This is a genomic window from Agrobacterium tumefaciens, assembly GCA_025559845.1.
Lineage (GTDB): Bacteria > Pseudomonadota > Alphaproteobacteria > Rhizobiales > Rhizobiaceae > Agrobacterium.
In genome coordinates this window covers 382,981-401,476 of the sequence record CP048471.1, presented here as the reverse complement: position 1 = coordinate 401,476, position 18,496 = coordinate 382,981, and the positions used below count along the sequence as shown (strand labels likewise).

Below are 18,496 nucleotides of genomic sequence, written 5' to 3'. Positions count from 1 at the left end.
CCGCACGCATCGCATGAAGATTGCAACCTATAACGTAAACGGTATCAATGGCCGCCTCGAGGTTCTCATGCGTTGGCTGAAAGAGGACATACCCGACGTCGTCTGCCTTCAGGAACTGAAGACAACGGACGACAAGTTTCCGTGGCGAGAAATCGAAAAAGCAGGCTACGGGGCCGTCTGGCATGGACAGAAGAGCTGGAACGGCGTGGCGATCCTCGCCCGGGAAAGGGAACCCTATTTGACGAGAAAGGGTCTGCCCGGCGACCCCAATGATGCACACAGCCGATACATCGAGGCCGCGGTCAATGGCCTGCTGATTGGTGGATTGTATCTGCCAAATGGCAACCCCGTACCGGGCCCCAGGTTTGATGACAAGCTTCGCTGGTTCAAGCGGCTGCAGAACTACGGACTGGAACTGCTCGACCTGGAAATCCCCGTATTGCTGATCGGAGATTTTAACGTGATGCCGGGCGAACTGGACGTCTACAAGCCCGAGCGCTGGCGTAACGACGCGCTGTTTCGCCCGGAGGTCCGCAAGGCATACGCCAAACTTCTTGCCCAGGGATGGACCGATGCGATCCGGCATTTGCATCCGAACGAAAGGATCTACACCTTCTGGAAATATTGGCGGAACTCGTTCGCGCGTGATGCCGGGCTCAGGATCGACCATCTACTCCTCAGCCCCGTCGCTGCCCCATGGCTGAAATCTGCAAGCGTCCGGCGAAACCCACGCAGCTGGAACCATACAAGCGACCACGCTCCGGTGATGATCGAGATCGATGTTCCCGAAGACCCAGGGAACCCTTGATCGTCCAGCTTTCTCACACCGCATGGTTTTGTCCCGCAGCGCGTGATGTCATTCCCGGACTTGAACGGCGGCCTTGCGTTTCCCAAATGAAGGCTCGACCCGCTGGTCCGGGCCCCTCTGGTGAAAGTCCCGGCGCTTTCACGATGTCGGACCTATAACCGACATGACGCCGTGCCACGAGGAGGGATCATGATTGCAGATATCGCTGTATGGTTGTTCGCCATATTTATTGTCGACCCGCTTCAGGCTGAAATAAAACAGCAGCTTGATCGCGGCAATGTCTCCATGGAGGCTGTTCAACAGTCACATCAGTGTTTGGCGACCCAGGTACCCCGTCTCTTCGACAGAGCCGGAAATGAGCCCGGTTGGGCAATAGCAACGGCTGTCGGCATTTCGACGGGATGGACGTCTCCAGATAACCTCTTTGAGGCAAAAGACCCCAAATGTGCGGCGCTGCGCGCACTGATCAAATCTGAAACTAACCGCGAAGCTGAAGGCTGACCTTGGCGACTTATCAAAACGGCACCAGTAAGGCATCTGCCACCCTCTCAAGGCTTGTCGAGGAGGCTCAATTGCAGGACGGCCTCACAATTACAGAAACGCTTCGCCTGATGGGGAAATCCGGCTTCGGTTTCGTGATCCTGCTTCTGGCGCTTCCGGCAATGATCCCGATTCCAGGGCCTTTTGGAATGTTGTTCGGGTCAGCACTGGCGATTGTATCGCTTCAACTGGCGTTTGGGCTAAAGTCCTTATGGTTGCCATCCTTGATCGGAGATCGCCGGATATCGGCGAAGGCATTCGGTGCGCTCGAGCGTCATGCCTCGCCACTGGTTCGCAGGATCGAGCGTTTTGTTGAACCAGGTCGAATGAAAGCATTGTCCGGTCCACGAGTGACCTACTTGCTTGCCCTGCCTGTCTTTTGCCTTGCGGTGGCTGTTGCCCTGCCGATCCCCTTCGGCAACATCGCGCCTGTCGCGGCACTCTGCGTCATCGCGATTGGCCTGATCGAACGCGATGGCCTCGTGGTCTCACTCGGGCTCGGTTTGACGCTGGTCGCATTGGGCGTGACGGTAGCACTTCTCTATACGGCAGCCAGCCTTGTTCCATGGTTCTGAGCGAGCACGCTTTTCGTACTTCCAGAAAAACAAGGATTGACGGCAATTTGAGTGGGCTTGCGCAAGCGTCGCCCTGAACACACCTCACTTTCAACACAAACGGTCTTTACAAGTTTTTCATGCGTGTCGCTGAGGAACGGATTATCCCGCTCGTGACGCACGTTTGCTCAGGCTTTTGACCACGGATGTACTGGCACTGGTAGGTAGCAAACATCGAGGAAGGTCGGTGCGAATTCGCCCCGGCCTTTTTTATTGTCCCAAATTGCAGCATGCGCTGATCTAAGAACTTTGCCAGAGCGTGAACAGGGCGCGGTGAATTTTATCCGCACCGGCTTCCAAACCCGGTGTCGCGGGAGTGCAGACGCTCAGCCCACGACCACAACCAAATAACGCCGTTGTGATCCTTCACGCTCTGACTGCCATCTGGTGTCAATGACCTCTTAACCCTTTATTGACCATGATTGCTCGCAGTTCAGAGCGGAATGCGCCAGTGCGGCCGCCGCTGCTTTTGAAACGTAACGCGTAGCGAGTGTCGAAGTTGAAGAGTATCACGTCGTCCGGTTTTCGATCGGTTGGCCTAGCCGACCTGTTCAGGTGCTTCGTAAAAGCGAGCCAGGTGGCAGCACTTACTGTTGCAGTTCTCCTCGGATTTACCTCGCTCGCTGCGGCCGAAGACCGTTCGCTGAAGCTCTATTTCGTACACACCGGGGAAAAGGCGACAATCACCTACAAGCGCAATGGACGCTTTGATCAGGCCGGCCTGCAGAAGGTCAACCGGCTCCTTCGCGACTGGCGACGCAACGAAAGTGGTAGGATGGATCCAAGGCTCCTCGACATCGTCTGGGAGATCTACAAGCGCTCAAACACGCGAAACTATATTCACGTCGTTTCCGGTTATCGCTCCCCCGCCACGAACGCCAAATTGCGTGGTCGCTCCAGAGCAACGGGCGTTGCCAAGAAAAGCCTCCACATGCAGGGAAAGGCGATGGATTTCTTCATTCCAGGCGTAAAGCTCTCGACGCTTCGCAGGCTCGCGATCCAGATGCAGGCGGGAGGCGTCGGATACTACCCGACATCAGGCTCACCGTTTATCCACGTCGACGTGGGTGGCGTTCGTGCTTGGCCGCGCATGACGCGGCAGGAACTGATCGCCCTTTTCCCGGACGGCCGCACGTTGCATCTGCCGCCAGACGGAAGGCACCTTCCTGGCTATGACGTTGCTCTTGCCGACTATAAACGGCGCGTGGGACCGCAATCAATCCAGGTCGCATCCCGGTTGGCCTCGTCCAACGCACCGTCGCGCGCAAAAAGCGATTCAGGACGAGATGCCGACCCAACGGCTGAAGACAGGGATAGTCTCCTCACGGCAATGTTGCCGCTCCCGAAAAGCCGCCCTCCCCGGCCATTTTTAGACGATGAGGATGACGCGGAAAGCGTGGACGTTGTTGCACTCACGGTGCCTGCCCCTATCCTGAGACCGGCCGTCTCGGACACGCCGACGGATGCGATCGTCACTGCGTCCATTGGCGTAATTCCCTCTGCCCGACCAACTCCCCAGATGCCGGCGCCGACAAATGTCACCGCAGCCTTGCTCGATCGCCCTGCCGGTTTCAATCGTGTTGCCGCAGACCACGGGACGGCCTTCAGGGAGCCTCAATCGTCAATCGCCTCGTTGCCTTTTGAAGCCGTCGAGGCGGATGAGGAAGACGAACTGGACAGCATGGATCTACTGATTGGCTGGGCTATTTCTCCACCGGACAGGAAGGTTGCCATGCTCGCGCCAGGGCTGACAGACCGCCTGTTAATGGACCACACAGCCAAAGGAAACGGAGGCGGGAGCATCGCTTCGAGATTATAGAACTGCTACTGTTGGCCACTCGCAATGGTCACCAACCTCGTGCATGAGCTGATCCCGTCATCTGCTGTTAGTCGAAAGCCGCCAGTCAGATGAACAAAACGAAAGTGGCACGCCTTATGGAGAAGGACGCGCCACTTTTAGAGGGTGCCAGGCGTTGCTGAGGGACGGGGATGCCTGGCTGTCTCTGTAACGCCGATACAGAGATTTGGTTCCCCTCATGCGTCACGAACAGCTTTCAGTGTGCTATCCTGCAACGGTGGACCCACCCTGTGCCGAACCCCTTGCCGTCCTAGCATCTCATCAAAGCGCGCATCACACGTCCTGGCCTTCGTCGTGGTGTTGTGGGGTACTATCCATGAGGATTTTCAGCGCACGAATTGCACCTGCAGCTTCAAGGAACGCCCTGCTCACATCCCGCTTAAACGTCGATTGCGACGCGCCAATCTGCTCAAGAAAATCGCGAATAATGTTTATCGCGCGTTCAAGCATGCGTCTTTTTTCAAAGGGGCCGAGCCTGTCCATTTCGTTCGCGTCGCGAACCAGTTCCTTGATGAACTGCGACATTCAACTCATAAGTCCTGCACCTTCTTCATCGGCCAGTCCTAGTGAAAGTTCCGCGATTTCACCTTTAACCTGTCTATGTGCAGATCAGGGATATAGATATCCCGCGCCTGCACGGCGGGCTTCGGATTGTCCCGGGGATCAGGGCCACCACCATGCTTGACCTGGTCTCCCCGGCCATGCGGCAGCCGAAACTCGCCATTACGCTCTCCAAGCTTCGACAGCTCTTCGGAAAAGTCGAACAGCCGCTGGGCAACGAGATGCACGACCTCGCCTTCCCGCTGGATTTTCCCGTGGATGCCCATCAACGATGCGGTCATCAGGACACGTCTCTGCCGTTCGAAGAGCATCGGCCAGACGACTGCGTTGACAATTCCCGTCTCATCCTCGAGCGTCAGGAACATGACGCCTTTTGCCGAGCCGGGACGCTGTCGAACGAGAACTAGGCCTGCGGTCCACAGCCATCTGCCATCGCGCTCACCCATGGCCTCGGCACAGGTGACAATCCGCCTGGCTTCCAGGTCCTTGCGCAGAAACGACATCGGGTGCGCCCTCAATGTCAGTCCGGTGTGAGAATAGTCTTCGACAACCTCCCTTCCCTCGGTCATCGATTTCAGCGTGACCTCCGCCTCCTTCACCTCGCAAACCATCCTTTCTTCCCGTTTGGCTGCCGCTGCCCACAATTCAAGCGGTTCATCCCGTAGCGCCTTGATATCCCAGAGCGCTTGCCGCCGTTCCAGTCTGAGCGAGGGCAGGAAAGCATCGGCTTCCGCGAGCTTCACCAGTGATGCCGTTGGAACCCCGGACCGCCGCCACATGTCATCAACGGATGCGAAGCGGTCGTCTGCACGTGTGAGAATGATCCTGGCTGCATCGTTTTCCGCCAGACCTTTGACGACCCGCATGCCGAGCCGGACGGCAAAGCGGTCTGTTCCCGGGATTGGCTCCATGGTGCAGTCCCATCTGGAAGCATTGACGCAGACAGGCCGGACTTCGACACCGTGCTGGCGGGCATCAGTGACAATCTGGGCAACGCTGTAAAATCCCATCGGCTGGCTGTTGATCAGCGCAGTACAAAAGACATCGGGATGGTGGCATTTGATCCAGGACGAAGCATAGGCAATGAGTGCAAACGAAGCCGCATGGGATTCAGGAAAACCATAGCTGCCGAAGCCTTCAAGCTGGGTAAAGGTCTTTTCCGCGAACTCTCGTGTATAGCCGTTGGCGACCATGCCATCCACGAGCTTGTCCCTGAACTTGCTGACACCGCCGGTAAACTTGAATGTCGCCATCGCCCGTCTCAACTGATCCGCTTCGCCAGCGGTAAAGCCGGCGCAGGTCATCGCCACCTTCATGGCGCTTTCCTGAAAGAGAGGGACGCCAAGGGTCTTGCCAAGCACGGCCTCAAGTTCAGGCGTCGGATATTCGACCTTTTCCTTGCCCTCGCGCCGCCTCAGGTAAGGATGCACCATGTCGCCCTGGATCGGGCCAGGTCTGACGATCGCCACCTGAACGACAAGGTCATAAAATGTTCTGGGCTTCAAGCGGGGCAACATCGCCATCTGCGCACGGCTCTCGATCTGGAATGTGCCCAGTGTGTCGGCTTTTCTGATCATCGCATAGGTTCGGCTATCCTCCTGGGGAATATCAGCGAGCCCCATGGGTAGCGCTTTGTATTCGCAAAGGAGTTCAAACGACCGCGCCATGCACGACAGCATCCCGAGCGCAAGCACATCGACCTTCATGAACTTCAGGGCTTCGATGTCGTCCTTGTCCCATTCGACCACCTGCCGATCGTCCATGGCGGCAGGCTCGATCGGCACGAGGTCGTCCAGCCTGTCCTGCGTTAGCACAAAGCCTCCCGGATGCTGACCAAGGTGGCGGGGTGCGCCCATGAGTTGACCTGCCAGCTCCAACGCAAGCCGCAGACGGTAGTCTGAGGTGTTCATGTTGTTTTCCTTGAGCTGCTTTTCTCCCACACCGTCCTTTGACCACCCCCATATGCCGGACGAGAGCTGGCCGATCAGGTCCTCGGGAAGACCAAGCGCCTTGCCGACATCGCGCAGCGCCCCCTTTGCCCTGTAGCGGGTCACGGTAGAGCAGAGTGCAGACCGGCTACGGCCATAGGTGGAGTAAATCCACTGGATCACTTCTTCGCGGCGATTGTGCTCGAAATCCACGTCAATATCGGGCGGCTCGTCGCGCTCCATCGAGACAAAGCGTTCGAACAGAAGGTCCGATGTTTCGGGATTGATCGACGTGATGCCAAGGCAATAACAGACGGCACTGTTTGCCGCCGATCCACGCCCCTGACAAAGAATGTTGTTTGATCGAGCAAACCGCACGATCGAAAAGACTGTCAGGAAATACGGTGCGTATTTCATGATGCGGATCAGATCGAGCTCATGCAGGATGGCCTTGCGAACCTTGTCGGGGATACCCTCCGGATAGCGATCCGCCGCTCCTTCCCAGGTGAATTTGGTCAATGACTGCTGCGCATCGAGACCCGGCACCATGGCTTCTTCTGGGTACTGATATTGAAGCTCACTCATATCGAAACGGCAGCGATCGACGATCTCCCGTGTGCGGGCCAGTGCTTCCGGATACTCTGAAAACAACCGCTGCATCTCCTCGGGCGGTTTGATGAACCGGTCCGCGTGCCGCTCGCGGTCGAAGCCGACATTGTCGATCGTTGTTGTGTTTCGAATGCAGGTGACAACATCCTGAAGCTGGCGACGGGAGGGATCGTGGAACAGGACATCGTTCGTCACGACCGTCTTCACCTTGTGCCGGAACGCCATATTCGAAAGCTGGTGGAGACGAAGCCTGTCATTGGGTCTGCGGCGCAGACAAAGGCTTACATAGGCCCGGTCGCCGAAGATTTTCGACACCTGGCGCAACTGGCTGACATAACCATCATCCGCCTCGTCAGGAATGAGGATTGCAATCAACCCTTCGCCATAGGCTTCAAGATCGGTGAGATCGAGGATGCACTTTGCCTTGCCTCCCCGGCTTTTGCCGAGGGATAGCAGACGGGTGAGGCGCGAATAGGCTGGACGATCGGTCGGATAGACAAGGACCGACATGCCATCGGCAAGGTCGAGCCGGCAACCAACGACCAGCCTGACCCCCGTCGTCTTTGCGGCCTCCCAGGCACGAACGATGCCAGCAAGGGAATTGCGGTCAACAACACCAAGAGCGTCGATCCCAAGCTCTGCCGCTCGCGCAAACAGCTCGTCGGCACTTGATGCACCGCGCAGAAACGAAAAATGCGTCGTGACCTGAAGCTCGGCGTAGTTCATCCGAACACTCCATGAAGGAACCACTCGTGGGAACCGGTCTCGGTGTGAACGCCGTCGCCGGTGCGGTAGACCCAGTAACGCTCGCCAAGATCATCTTCGACAACGAAGTAATCCCGCACCGCCTGCATTTCCCGTGGACGCTGCCACCACTCCCCGAATATCCGCTCTGGTCCATCGGCACGCTTCACGCGGCGGCGCTTGCCCCGCCAGGTGAACACAGCCGGCGGCTGGTCGGGCAACAGTGCAACAACGTCAATGCGCTCAGGATAAGCAAACAATCGCGATGGTCTTGGCCATCTGGATGCCCAATCGGCTCCAGTTTCCAAAGCAGCAGGAGCGATACGAACCACCGATCTCTCGGGGACATCAGAGGCTACGGGTGTCATCCGATAGAGGCGTTGGCCGCGATTGCCGAGAATATCGACGATCGGTGTGATGTCGACCACCTCTTCCTCGATCAGCGTTGAGGCCGCCTGCTTCTCCTCCAAAGGCTCGGTCATGATCGCCACCAGCACCAGCTTCTCGATGCCGAAGCCGGGATCGATCTTTTCGATGCGATCGCACAAAAGCTTGGACAGCCGTGATGGATCGCGCACCGGTTTGGCAAGCCCTGCACGCAGACATTGGCGTGTGTTGTCGACGCGGTGGATTATGAGGTCTGATCGACGCACACCGAGGCCACGCTTTTCCAGTTCAAGGGTCAATTGCGACACGAGACGACGAACGTATTTCTCGATGGTTTCAGCAGCGCCTATGGGTTCCTGGAAATTGCGAAAGACCTCGACAAGTTCCGGCGTCCGAATTGGCTCGATCGGCTCGGCAAGACGACCGAAAAGTTGGTCCAGACGTCGTCTTGGCTCCGGACCAAATCGCAGCGTCAGCGGTGCTCTTGGCATGGCCGACAGTTCCCCGACTGTCTCGACACCCAGAATGCGAAGTCCCTGAACCGTATCCGAGGGCAGGCGCAGACAGTGGATGGGAAGACCGACGACGGTTTTCTGTATGTCACCAACCGGCACAACTGTTGTCTCCGCAGATGTCAGTCGCGTTATTGCATGCGATGCTCCCCAGCTATCTGTCACTGCGGCACGCGCCGTCAGGCCGCGGCTGCGCAGCACATTGACCAGCCCTGATATCATCACCTCCTCGCCTCCACGCAGATGGTCAGCACCTTCGGTATCCATGACGATCCCGTCGGCACCATCTATTGCGACAACGGGGCTGTATTGTCTGAGCGCCCAGAGTGCCAATCGTTCCAGGGCTGCGGCATCCGCAACGGGGTCAGCATCCAGCATGGCAAGATCAGAAATGACCGCCTGCGCCTTGCTCGCCGCCATGCCGATATGCAGACCAACCTTGCGTGCGGCGGCGTCCGCTGCCGACACCCAACGCTTTGAACCGGACCTCGAGATCACCACAAGGGGTTTGTCAGCCGGCACGGCTCCCTCGCCATGCCGGCGTATCCGGTCGGTCGGCAAAAACGGGAAGTAAACAGATACGACCCTTGGCATCACAGGCTCCTATTTCAAACTCAGCACACTCGCCTGCTTTCACTCTCAGCAATTCCGCCAGCCATCGCGCCCTTCCAACGCCTGCGACCGGCAAGCTTTCCGATGGCAACACGCTGACGCGCCATCTGGTTGTCGAGGCTGTCGGACTGCCGTAGTCAGACGCCTCGTTCTGCCGTCGCCACCGTCGAACGACGAGGCCCATGCTGCCTGTCCGCTCGGCCGCAAGATGCAGACGGCGGGATGCGGTCATTGGGAGACGGACGAGTTCTCCAACGACCGCTCCAAAGCCACCGAAGGAAAGCCCTTCCTCCATCGAAGCCAGCACGTCCTCATCCTTGTCACCCTCGCAATAGATTACGCGGTCGGGGTGGAGCCCCGCCTGCGAAATGGCTGGAGCAAAGAGATCGGGACGGGTGAGACACCAGAGGACCTTTCCCTTCGATCGGGCTGCAATACCGGCGGCAAACAACGCAGCCGCAGCGCCGTCGACAGTCCCTGCTCCACCGCCTGCAAACTCATGAAGAGCGCCAAAGGCAATCCCGCCACCCGGAAGGTGCTCATCGATCTGGCGTACGCCGAACGGCAATGTTGTAGCCTTGCGCGCAGCAGCGCCTTCGAGGTGGGCGATCCGCTCCCTGAGATCGTCGATCAGTCTTGAGGTACGCGCATGCAACATCGTTCGCGGTCCTCCTTCGGCACACGTTGAGGGGTGGACGTAATGTCCATAAATGCTAATGTTCTTCTTTTGTTCCTGTTGCGATCTAGAGTCAAGCGGGGGAGTTTTTCCTTTCCACGGCAGGCTCGAGCCTCACGTGTGGAAGTGCAAATCGAATCAGGGCCCTAGCTTCCCAACTCGATGAAGACCATCATCAAATATTTTTGTGTGAGATCTAGTTATGCCAGCAGTGGAGAGACGTGAGACGAGTGTGCCTCACACCATGGCCAGAACCCTAGGGACCAATTTGTTGTTGATGCTAGATGTCGATGAGTGCCAACCCACAAACCTGCGCTTCAGTTCCGCGGGCGTTTCACGCACCAAGACCTCCAATGTGGGCTTCACAATACCCTTGCGAGCTGAGAACTTCGCTTTCTTCTTGAATTGGAATGAAACTTCCCAAATAAGTTGAACACCTAGAGTGATTTTCAAGAATGCATCGAGCTGCCACTAACGGCGAAGCAAGGCTTCACGGCTTTTCAATCCTCATATACGGGGTACGGCTTTTCCTGCAAAACAGAAACCGAGTGGACGGCATTGCGTACGCGCATCTCGATCATGGTCTGAACGGTTTTAGGTATTTCTTCGAGGTCGACAAAATTGACAGATCCCATTGCTTCCCCCACCAGGTTAGCCGGGAACTTGAAGAGGCGACGCTCCGGTCAGAAGATCCCTCATCGTATCGAACTCGACCGGAGTATCGATATCGAGAAGCGCAATGTCGCCGAGTTCCACATCGAACACGGACAGGCGGCTTTCTGCTAAGAAAAGCTTTGCACCATTGTCTCCACGCAGTTTGAGCAATGAACAAAAATCACGACGGGGAAAAATAACCGGATTCTTTGGAGCGCCCTGGGAGGTGGCTCGAATAATTGCCTGGCATCCCTGTTCAGCGAAACGTCCAATAAGACGATCCAGGTGGGATGACGTCATTGCTGGCATGTCGGCCAGCATGATCATGATCCCGTCCGGCTCTTCGCGCATCGCCTGGTCAACGCCGGCGACGATGGAACTCGCCATCCCCTCTGAAAAAGCATGATTGCGCACGACAAACACATCAAGGTTGCGGAGCGCCTCCTCCACCTCGTGGTGTCGGCATCCTGTCACTACAAAGACAGTTTTCGCTCGACAGGCCAGCGCATTCGAGGCGGACCATCTGATAACCGGAATGCCGTCAATCTTTTCAAGCAGCTTGTGACGTGTCGACCCCATCCGCGTGGATTTCCCGGCTGCGAGGAGCACAATAGCTACATCTGGATCCATTTCCACCCCCGCGGCTTTCAACCGAATTGCTCAAGCCTTGAGGCTGAAACATCGGCTATGACAGAAATCGCAAGCGATGCGATGTCGCGGGTCGGGCCAAAGAGGCCGATCGGCGCTTTGATGCGGTTGATGTCCTCAAATCCATATCCAGCCTCTGTGAGCTTTTTAACGCGTCTGTGATGAGTACGACTGCTGCCGAGAGCCCCTATGTAGAATGCAGGTGACCTGAGAGCTTGCATCAGCATATCTCTTTCTGCATCAATATCGTGGTGCAGCAATACCACTGCCGTATGCCTGTCTATTACTGCTTGGAGCGCAAGCGCCTGCGGCGTAGAGGAATCGTCTACGACGTCGTATCCCGACACGAGCGCCAAACGCTTAACGGCCTCCTTTTCGCCCATCTGGCCGCACAGTACGATCCGTGTTTTAGGTCGATAGGAGACGGTGAATTCCTCACTCGACCATTTCGGGCGGGAAACCTTCCCCGTGATCGAGAGGCTTTGTCTGCACATGGAAAATTGCAAACCGACCGGCCTTCTGTCTGAAAGACAACGAGCGACGTACTCAAGCGGCCCGATATCACGAAGACAATGGATGGCAACTGAAATTCCGCCGCCACAGGGCAACCGGATATCGAAGTAGCGCGACCCCTCTCCGAATTTTACAACCCGGTCTCGGCCTTCCGCCATCGCCAGAAGGGCCTCGGCTGCAACGGCTGCCTCTACACATCCTCCTGACACATAGCCGCAATAACGCCCATCCTCGGCCACAACTACATGCGAACCGAGAGAGCGTGCCGCTCCGCCGCGGATATCGACAAGGGTCGCCAATGCAACCTGCCCTACACGATAAGCATCGATTGCAAACCTGATCAGATCGAGCGGGTCGTCCGCCATGTGGACACGAACGGGACGTTTTTCAGAAACATGAACCACTCGGAACCTCTCTGTCCTTGTGCCGATCGCAGATATCAGCGATCGACAGTGGGCGTTCACGCAACCTTCGGAAGTTTCCCGACAAGCTTATCGAGGGTGATCGGATAATCCCTGACGCGGATGCCCGTGGCGTTATAAATCGCATTTGCAATCGCTGCGGACACACCGCACAGACCGAGTTCGCCCACTCCTTTTGCCTTCATTGGCGAAGACATCGGATCGGTCTCATCCATGAAGACAACATCCTGATGGGGAATGTCGGCATGGACTGGTATCTCGTACCCGGCCAGGTCGTGATTGACGAAAAAGCCGAGGCGTTTGTCGACCACGAGCTCTTCGCTCAATGCTGCCCCAGCCCCCATCGTCATCGCACCAATCACCTGACTTCGAGCGGTCATTGGATTGAGTATTCGTCCAGCGGCACAGACCGCCAGCATACGCCTTATTCTCGTTTCGCCGGTTGCAACATCGACGCCGACCTCGACAAAATGCGCACCAAATGTCGATTGCTGATGGGTCTTCGTCAGATCGCCCCATTCAATTGTATCCTCAACCGCAACGCCCTCTTCGCCTGCAGCCTCCTCAAGTGAAACAGATCTGTTACCCGAGCGGACTTTTCCGTTCTCGAAAACGACGTCTGGACCGTTGAAGCCGAGTTTTTGCGCAACGGTCTCCCGTAACTTCACGCATGCCGCATAAACGCCTGAAGTGGCAGAATTTGCACCGAACTGCCCGCCAGAACCTGCAGAGACGGGAAAACCGGAATCGCCGAGCTTCACAACGACCTTGTCGATCTCCGTGCCCATCATTTCCGCTGCAGTTTGGGCAATGATCGTGTAACTCCCTGTGCCGATGTCGGTCATGTCGGTTTCGACAGTTACAACGCCCTTATTGTTCAGCCTGACGCGCGCACCTGAGGGAACGACGAGGTTGTTGCGAAACGCTGCCGCGACGCCCATTCCGATCAATTGCTCACCGTGCCGACGTTGACCGGTTTTTCCCCTTTCGTTCCACCCAAAGAGGTCTGCGCCGCGGCGAAGACATCCAATAAGATCTCGATGCGAAAACGGGCGTTCAGGCTTTTCCGGATCAACCTGGGTATCATTGATGATGCGGAATTCGACCGGGTCCATGTCCAGCTTGTCCGCGACCTCGTCAATGGCAATCTCCAGAGCCATCAGGCCCGGGGTTTCACCCGGGGCTCGCATTGCATTTCCCTCCGGCAAATCAAGCGTCGCAAGCTTCATGGCCGTCATCCGGTTATCGCCGGCATAAAGCAGTCGCGTCTGATTGACTGCCGTCTCAGGGTTCCCGCCCTCAAGATCCCCGGACCAGCTTTCATGCGCAATCGCATTGATCTTACCGTCGTGACCGGCACCGATGCGGATTCGCTGGATAGTCGCCGGACGGTGCGTGGTATTGTTAGCGATGATCGGACGGGGTAAGGCGACCTTGACCCGCTGTCCACTTGCTTTGGCGCCCAAAGCCGCCAGCACGGCGTCAGACCGCAAGAACAGCTTTCCGCCAAACCCGCCACCAACGAAGGGGGACATCAAGTCGATATTCTCCTTATCGATCCCCAGGGTTGTGGCGAGATCCGAGCGCCACCAGTCGATCATCTGACTTGACGTCCAAAGCTTCAGACGATCACCGTCCCATTGAGCAATGGAGGCGTGCGGTTCCATCATTGCGTGTGACTGGTCAGGCGTGACGTACGTCTCATCGAGTACGACGGGTGAAGCGCGATAAGCAGCCAGGAAATCCCCCGTCGATGTCTCGGGTTCCTGAGAAGGATCTGGTGTTACAGCCGCTTCTTTTGCCTGATGAAGATCAAATTCGCCAGCCGTTTGATGGTACTCGACCTTGACGAGGCCGGCGGCAGCCCTTGCCTGCTCGAATGAAGAGGCCACCACCAACGCAATTGCCTGGTGGTAATGCTGTATACGGTTTCCTCCGAACAGGCTCGCCGTGTTGTATTCACCCTTTTCGAGTTCGCCAACATCCAGGGATGTCACCACAGCGATAACGCCGTCCGCACCACGAGCTGCCGACGTATCGATCGACACGATGGTGCCTTTCGCTATCGATGAACAGACCGGATACCCGTATGCGCACGGTTTTTCCTCATCGCTCCATTCGAAGGCATACGTCGCCTTGCCCGTGACCTTGAGGAGACCGTCGATACGTGGATGTGCCTTTCCAACAACGCGCAACTGGTCGATGGGGTTGATGCCGGATGGTCGGTCGAATTTCATGATCTGTTCCCCGCTTCGGCGACGACAGCGCCAAGTGTCCGTTCAACAAGCGCGATCTTGAAGGCGTTTTGTTCGCTTGGCTTCGCCTCGGCGAGGAGGCGAGACGTCGCAGCAGACGCACCGTCCGGTAGCACGGTATCGGCATCAGCGACGCGCCAGGGTTTGTGGGCTACACCGCCAACGGTGAAACGGCCGGTACCATCTTCGAAGATTACCGCACCAATCGAGATGAGTGCGAAAGCATAAGATGCCCGGTCCCTGACCTTTCTGTATATCTGCCTGCCGCCAATCGGCGCCGGGAGTGTGATGGCCAGCACCAGTTCTCCATCATCGAGGACTGTGTCTCTTTCAGGTGTGTTGCCGGGAAGGCGATGAAAGTCAGAAATGGAGATCGAGCGACGAGTGCCATCCAATCTGACCGTTTCGACAATGGCATCAAGAGTACGTAGCGCAATCGCCATGTCGCTCGGATGGGTGGCAATACAGTCCTTGGAGTGTCCGATGATGGCATGCTGACGCGTAAATCCTCCGATAGCAGAGCAGCCGCTTCCCGGCTGACGCTTGTTGCACGGCTGGTTTGTATCGTAAAAATATGGGCAGCGCGTTCGCTGCAGGAGGTTGCCTGCGGTCGTTGCCTTGTTTCTCAACTGGCCTGATGCACCTGCCACCAGCGCTCTCGTGAGAAGCCCGTAATCCCGCCGCACCACCTCATGCGCTGCCAGGTCACTGTTTCTGACCAGAGCGCCGATGCGTAAGCCGCCTTCCTCTGTTTGCTCGATCTTGTCCAGTCCGAGCCCGTTCACGTCAACAAGATGTAATGGATGCTCGATTTCGAGTTTCATCAGATCAAGCAGGTTCGTACCACCTGCGATGAACATCGCATCGGGGTTCACTGCGACAGCCTTGCATGCGTCTGTGATCGAGTTCGGGCGTTCGTAGCTGAAAGGTCTCATCCCTCCACACCTCCGACTTCGCAGATCGCATCGATAATGTTGGAGTAAGCTCCGCATCGACAGAGGTTGCCGCTCATGCGTTCACGTAGCTCAGCGCGGTTTGCAACAACCGGTGATGTCAGGTTGCGTGTTACATGACTTGGAATGTTTTCACTTATCTCCTGGAGAACCGCGACTGAGGAGCAGATTTGTCCGGGGGTGCAATAACCGCACTGAAAGCCGTCATGAGCTACGAAAGCCTGCTGCATTGCATGTGGATTTTGAGGGGTGCCAAGGCCCTCGATCGTCGTGATCTCCTGACCTTGATGCATGACGGCAAGCGTGAGGCAGGCGTTTATTCTGCGGCCATCAACGATCACGGTGCACGCTCCGCACTGTCCGTGATCGCATCCTTTTTTGGTGCCCGTCAGATGTAAATGCTCCCGCAGGGCGTCAAGCAACGTTACGCGATTGTCCAGTTGCAAATTGTGGGAGACGCCATTGACGCGAAAGACGATTTTGCTCCGAAATTGTGTTGAGGGCGTAGACATGTCCGACTTCGAACGGTCATGGTCGCGAGCATTCGCTGTCGCCTCGGGAACATAATTTCGACAGTTGACCATTTGCGCGTTGGACTGCATCGTCAGGCTCCGCTTTACTGGTTTGACAGAACGACCGATCGGCCTGTGGCCCTAACGCTTCAGCTTCACGATTGGTTACAAACTAATTGTAGGCAGTGGATGGATTGTTGAGCCATGGACACCGAAGCAGTACGACCATCGGGCAATTTTTTGCCAGCACGTGTCAGCAACTGCCAACGAAGTCGGGCCGTATTGATGTCATGCGTCAGAAGTTGAAACGCGTCATTGCAACGCATCTGTCGTCTCGCGTCGTGAGGACGCGTCAGATCCCAAACATATCTCCGACATGTCAGCTTCGATGCGGCACGTAACGCCGCCAACAGGGTAAAGGATTTCGGCTTGTCCTCGCAACTCCGCCGATAAAAGCCGCTCGACAAGCGTTAACCCAAAGCCTCTGCGTGTCGACACGGTGACGGCAAGGCCTCCGCTCTCCGTCCAGGAAACGAATGTGATGGCTGTCGGTGAACGGAACGAGATAAACGAACGAACCGTATAAGGTTGCCAAGTAAGGTTGGAGTTTTTCCATTACTCGCTGGGTTCTTCACCCTAAGGCCCGCTTAAGACGCCTGCCGGTCGCGCGTCAGGTGCCTGGCAATGCCAGAACGACCGTGAAACCTTTCTCCGGTTTACGAAACCCGAGCTCTCCACCAAGTTTTTTCATCGCCATATCGACGATCGCGAGGCCCAGACCGCTGCCATCGCCTGTGGCCGACTGTCCGCGTTTGAAGCGTTCCCTTACCTCGTCCTGGTCATCAGGATGAATTCCAAGGCCCTGGTCAGTCACCTCGATTTCAAAACGGGATTCGGTTTGCTGGACAACGATAGAAACGCTCGAACCCTCTGGTGAATATTGCACGGCATTTTCGACAACGTTACGGAGCGCCAGCTGCAAGAGGTTGACGTTGCGAACAGAAAACAGCTCGTCAGTCTCGCAGGATGTCTGCATGGAAACGGAACGACGGCGGCCCAGACCGTCGAGATCCGACGTAATGCCGTCAACAATTCTGTCAAGTCGCGCCTTTTCTTGGTGGCCACCACCATCCACGGAATCAACTGACGCCAGATCGATAAGCTGGCGGACAAGGCGAGCAGTCCGGTCCACGCTTGTTGAAATCTGCGCGAGGGCTTTGTCCCTGATTTCCTGCTCATGACTTCGCAGGGCGACCTGCGCCTGCGTCTTCAGGCCAGCCAGCGGCGTTTTCAGCTCATGCGCTGCATAGGCGATGAATGTCTTTTCACGCTCGCGGGCGCCAGCCACCTTCAAAAGAAGCGCATTGAGAGAATTAAGCAACGGCTTGATTTCGACCGGCGCGTCCTTCTCTTCGATTGCATACAATTCCTCTGCAGACCTCTGGCCGAGCAAGGCGGCGATCCTGTTAAGTGGGCCTAATCCCTTACCCACGCTTAGCCAGATGATAACGGCCAAAGCCGGCAAGATCGCCACAGCGGGAGCGAGTTGTCCCTTGACGACGTCGGCAACAAGCGTTTCCCGAATTTCCATACTGTCGCCAACAAGGATACGGACATTCAGCTTAGGATTGAAGACTGCAAAGACACGCCAGCGGACGCCGTCGACCACGGTTTCGGTAAAGCCGTCATTGGTGTCTGTCAGAGATTGCTGTGGAGCGCTGTCCGAGCGGCTGATCAGCTTGCCCTCAAGCGACCAGATCTGACAGGAGAGCTGCCGTCGGTACTCACCCTGCATGTCGAGCGTCATGTCCACCCCACTAGCCTGGTTTTGCTCAACGGTTGAGGCAACATTGATATGATGATCGGTAATAAGAGAACTGACCATGCGCGCGGCTTCCGTTAGCCGCGCATCGAGAACCCTTTCCACTTGATGCTGGACACTGAAGTAGGTCCAGAGGACCGCAAACAGCCAGACTGCACCAGTTGCCGCAAGGAGTATTGCAAACAGTCGCACCCGTATCGAGCGCATCAGGCCATTCCCAATCTATAGCCGACACCGCGCACAGTCTCGATCGCTGCTGTACCGAGCTTGGCGCGAAGTTTATGGATGTGAACCTCTATGGTGTTGCTTTCTACGTCTTCCTGCCACCCATAAAGGCGTTCTTCGAGCGCGTGTTTCGAATGGATTGTCTGCGGGCTGTCCATGAGGGCGTGAAGAATGGAGAATTCGCGTCGTGTGAGTGATATTTCCTCTTCACCACGAAGCAACTGCATCGAGGCTGGATAAAGTGTCAGACCGCGCAGACTGATCTGCGCTGTCGCACGCCCTGCCGATCGACGAGTAATTGCTCTAAGTCGCGCCGCGACCTCATCCAAGTCAAACGGTTTGCCGAGATAGTCATCGGCACCGGCATCGAGACCGTCAATCCGGTCCCCCACCGTATCCCTAGCGGTCAGCAGCAAGACTGGGATCTGGCTTCCAGAGCGGCGTATATCGCTCAGGATTGTCAACCCGGACCCATCTGGCAACATAACATCGAGCACGACCGCGTCAAAACGGTCCGTCTTCAGCGCCTCGGAAGCATCGGCCGCGTTTGTGACGCCATCGGCGACATAGCCACCCAGTTTCAGCCCTTCCCGCAGACCATCGAGCAGGATCGGATCATCTTCGACAATGAGTATTCGCAACG

At 56.7% G+C, this 18,496-nt stretch carries 14 protein-coding genes and 1 pseudogene; 4 read left to right on the top strand and 11 right to left on the bottom strand.

Annotated elements, in window-relative coordinates:
• Positions 1 to 13: 13 nt before the first annotated feature.
• The 4 genes from xth (at position 14) to FY156_29220 (ending at position 3,781) form a co-directional block, all read left to right on the top strand.
• Entirely contained in the window at positions 14 to 808 is a 795-nt protein-coding gene (gene xth / locus FY156_29235) for an exodeoxyribonuclease III (GenBank protein ID UXS05602.1), read from the top strand.
• Positions 809 to 997: 189 nt separating this feature from the next.
• Positions 998 to 1,309: a hypothetical protein gene (locus tag FY156_29230; protein UXS05601.1), complete on the top strand. Its 312-nt coding sequence runs from the start codon at positions 998 to 1,000 to the stop codon at positions 1,307 to 1,309.
• Positions 1,306 to 1,923, top strand: a complete 618-nt coding sequence (locus FY156_29225) for an exopolysaccharide biosynthesis protein (GenBank protein UXS05639.1) — start codon at positions 1,306 to 1,308, stop codon at positions 1,921 to 1,923. Before FY156_29230 ends, FY156_29225 begins: the two co-directional genes overlap by 4 nt.
• Before the next feature lie 529 nt (positions 1,924 to 2,452).
• Positions 2,453 to 3,781 carry a DUF882 domain-containing protein gene (locus tag FY156_29220; GenBank protein ID UXS05600.1) on the top strand — a complete coding sequence of 443 codons (1,329 nt, stop codon included), beginning with the start codon at positions 2,453 to 2,455 and terminating at the stop codon, positions 3,779 to 3,781.
• Between the two features lie 312 nt (positions 3,782 to 4,093).
• Here the strand turns inward: FY156_29220 and FY156_29215 are convergent.
• The 11 genes and pseudogenes from FY156_29215 to FY156_29165 form a co-directional block, all read right to left on the bottom strand.
• A pseudogene (locus FY156_29215) lies at positions 4,094 to 4,354 on the bottom strand (hypothetical protein).
• Between the two features lie 29 nt (positions 4,355 to 4,383).
• Positions 4,384 to 7,644 carry a DNA polymerase III subunit alpha gene (gene dnaE / locus FY156_29210; protein ID UXS05599.1) on the bottom strand — a complete coding sequence of 1,087 codons (3,261 nt, stop codon included), beginning with the start codon at positions 7,642 to 7,644 and terminating at the stop codon, positions 4,384 to 4,386.
• Entirely contained in the window at positions 7,641 to 9,083 is a 1,443-nt protein-coding gene (locus FY156_29205) for a DNA polymerase Y family protein (protein ID UXS05638.1), read from the bottom strand. The genes dnaE and FY156_29205 overlap by 4 nt, the downstream gene beginning before the upstream one ends.
• Entirely contained in the window at positions 9,073 to 9,831 is a 759-nt protein-coding gene (locus FY156_29200; protein ID UXS05598.1) for a damage-inducible mutagenesis protein, read from the bottom strand. Before FY156_29200 ends, FY156_29205 begins: the two co-directional genes overlap by 11 nt.
• Positions 9,832 to 10,500: 669 nt before the next feature.
• A complete protein-coding gene (locus tag FY156_29195; protein UXS05597.1) occupies positions 10,501 to 11,133 on the bottom strand; it encodes a nucleotidyltransferase family protein in 633 nt (210 codons plus the stop codon).
• A gap of 17 nt (positions 11,134 to 11,150) precedes the next feature.
• The gene (locus FY156_29190; protein ID UXS05637.1) at positions 11,151 to 12,029 is read right to left on the bottom strand and encodes an XdhC family protein; all 879 of its coding nucleotides are present in this window, start codon (positions 12,027 to 12,029) and stop codon (positions 11,151 to 11,153) included.
• 95 nt (positions 12,030 to 12,124) lie between these two features.
• A complete protein-coding gene (locus tag FY156_29185; protein UXS05596.1) occupies positions 12,125 to 14,323 on the bottom strand; it encodes a xanthine dehydrogenase family protein molybdopterin-binding subunit in 2,199 nt (732 codons plus the stop codon).
• Positions 14,320 to 15,276, bottom strand: a complete 957-nt coding sequence (locus tag FY156_29180; protein UXS05595.1) for a xanthine dehydrogenase family protein subunit M — start codon at positions 15,274 to 15,276, stop codon at positions 14,320 to 14,322. Before FY156_29180 ends, FY156_29185 begins: the two co-directional genes overlap by 4 nt.
• Positions 15,273 to 15,896, bottom strand: coding sequence for an aldehyde dehydrogenase iron-sulfur subunit (paoA, locus tag FY156_29175; GenBank protein ID UXS05594.1), 624 nt, complete (start codon positions 15,894 to 15,896; stop codon positions 15,273 to 15,275). Before paoA ends, FY156_29180 begins: the two co-directional genes overlap by 4 nt.
• Positions 15,897 to 16,476: 580 nt before the next feature.
• Positions 16,477 to 17,835: a hypothetical protein gene (locus FY156_29170; GenBank protein UXS05593.1), complete on the bottom strand. Its 1,359-nt coding sequence runs from the start codon at positions 17,833 to 17,835 to the stop codon at positions 16,477 to 16,479.
• Positions 17,835 to 18,494 (bottom strand): response regulator, encoded by a 660-nt coding sequence (locus FY156_29165; GenBank protein ID UXS05592.1) that lies wholly within the window; start codon positions 18,492 to 18,494, stop codon positions 17,835 to 17,837. Before FY156_29165 ends, FY156_29170 begins: the two co-directional genes overlap by 1 nt.
• Between the last annotated feature and the right edge of the window lie 2 nt (positions 18,495 to 18,496).

What these genes read in the sequence shown, in the direction of transcription:
- xth (UXS05602.1), top strand. Translation starts at nt 14, where the DNA reads ATGAAGATTGCAACCTATAACGTAAACGGTATCAATGGCCGCCTCGAG.
- FY156_29180 (UXS05595.1), bottom strand. Translation starts at nt 15,276, where the DNA reads ATGAGACCTTTCAGCTACGAACGCCCGAACTCGATCACAGACGCATGC.
- FY156_29190 (UXS05637.1), bottom strand. Translation starts at nt 12,029, where the DNA reads ATGGCGGACGACCCGCTCGATCTGATCAGGTTTGCAATCGATGCTTAT.
- dnaE (UXS05599.1), bottom strand. Translation starts at nt 7,644, where the DNA reads ATGAACTACGCCGAGCTTCAGGTCACGACGCATTTTTCGTTTCTGCGC.
- FY156_29195 (UXS05597.1), bottom strand. Translation starts at nt 11,133, where the DNA reads ATGGATCCAGATGTAGCTATTGTGCTCCTCGCAGCCGGGAAATCCACG.
- FY156_29185 (UXS05596.1), bottom strand. Translation starts at nt 14,323, where the DNA reads ATGAAATTCGACCGACCATCCGGCATCAACCCCATCGACCAGTTGCGC.
- FY156_29230 (UXS05601.1), top strand. Translation starts at nt 998, where the DNA reads ATGATTGCAGATATCGCTGTATGGTTGTTCGCCATATTTATTGTCGAC.
- FY156_29200 (UXS05598.1), bottom strand. Translation starts at nt 9,831, where the DNA reads ATGTTGCATGCGCGTACCTCAAGACTGATCGACGATCTCAGGGAGCGG.
- paoA (UXS05594.1), bottom strand. Translation starts at nt 15,896, where the DNA reads ATGCAGTCCAACGCGCAAATGGTCAACTGTCGAAATTATGTTCCCGAG.
- FY156_29170 (UXS05593.1), bottom strand. Translation starts at nt 17,835, where the DNA reads ATGCGCTCGATACGGGTGCGACTGTTTGCAATACTCCTTGCGGCAACT.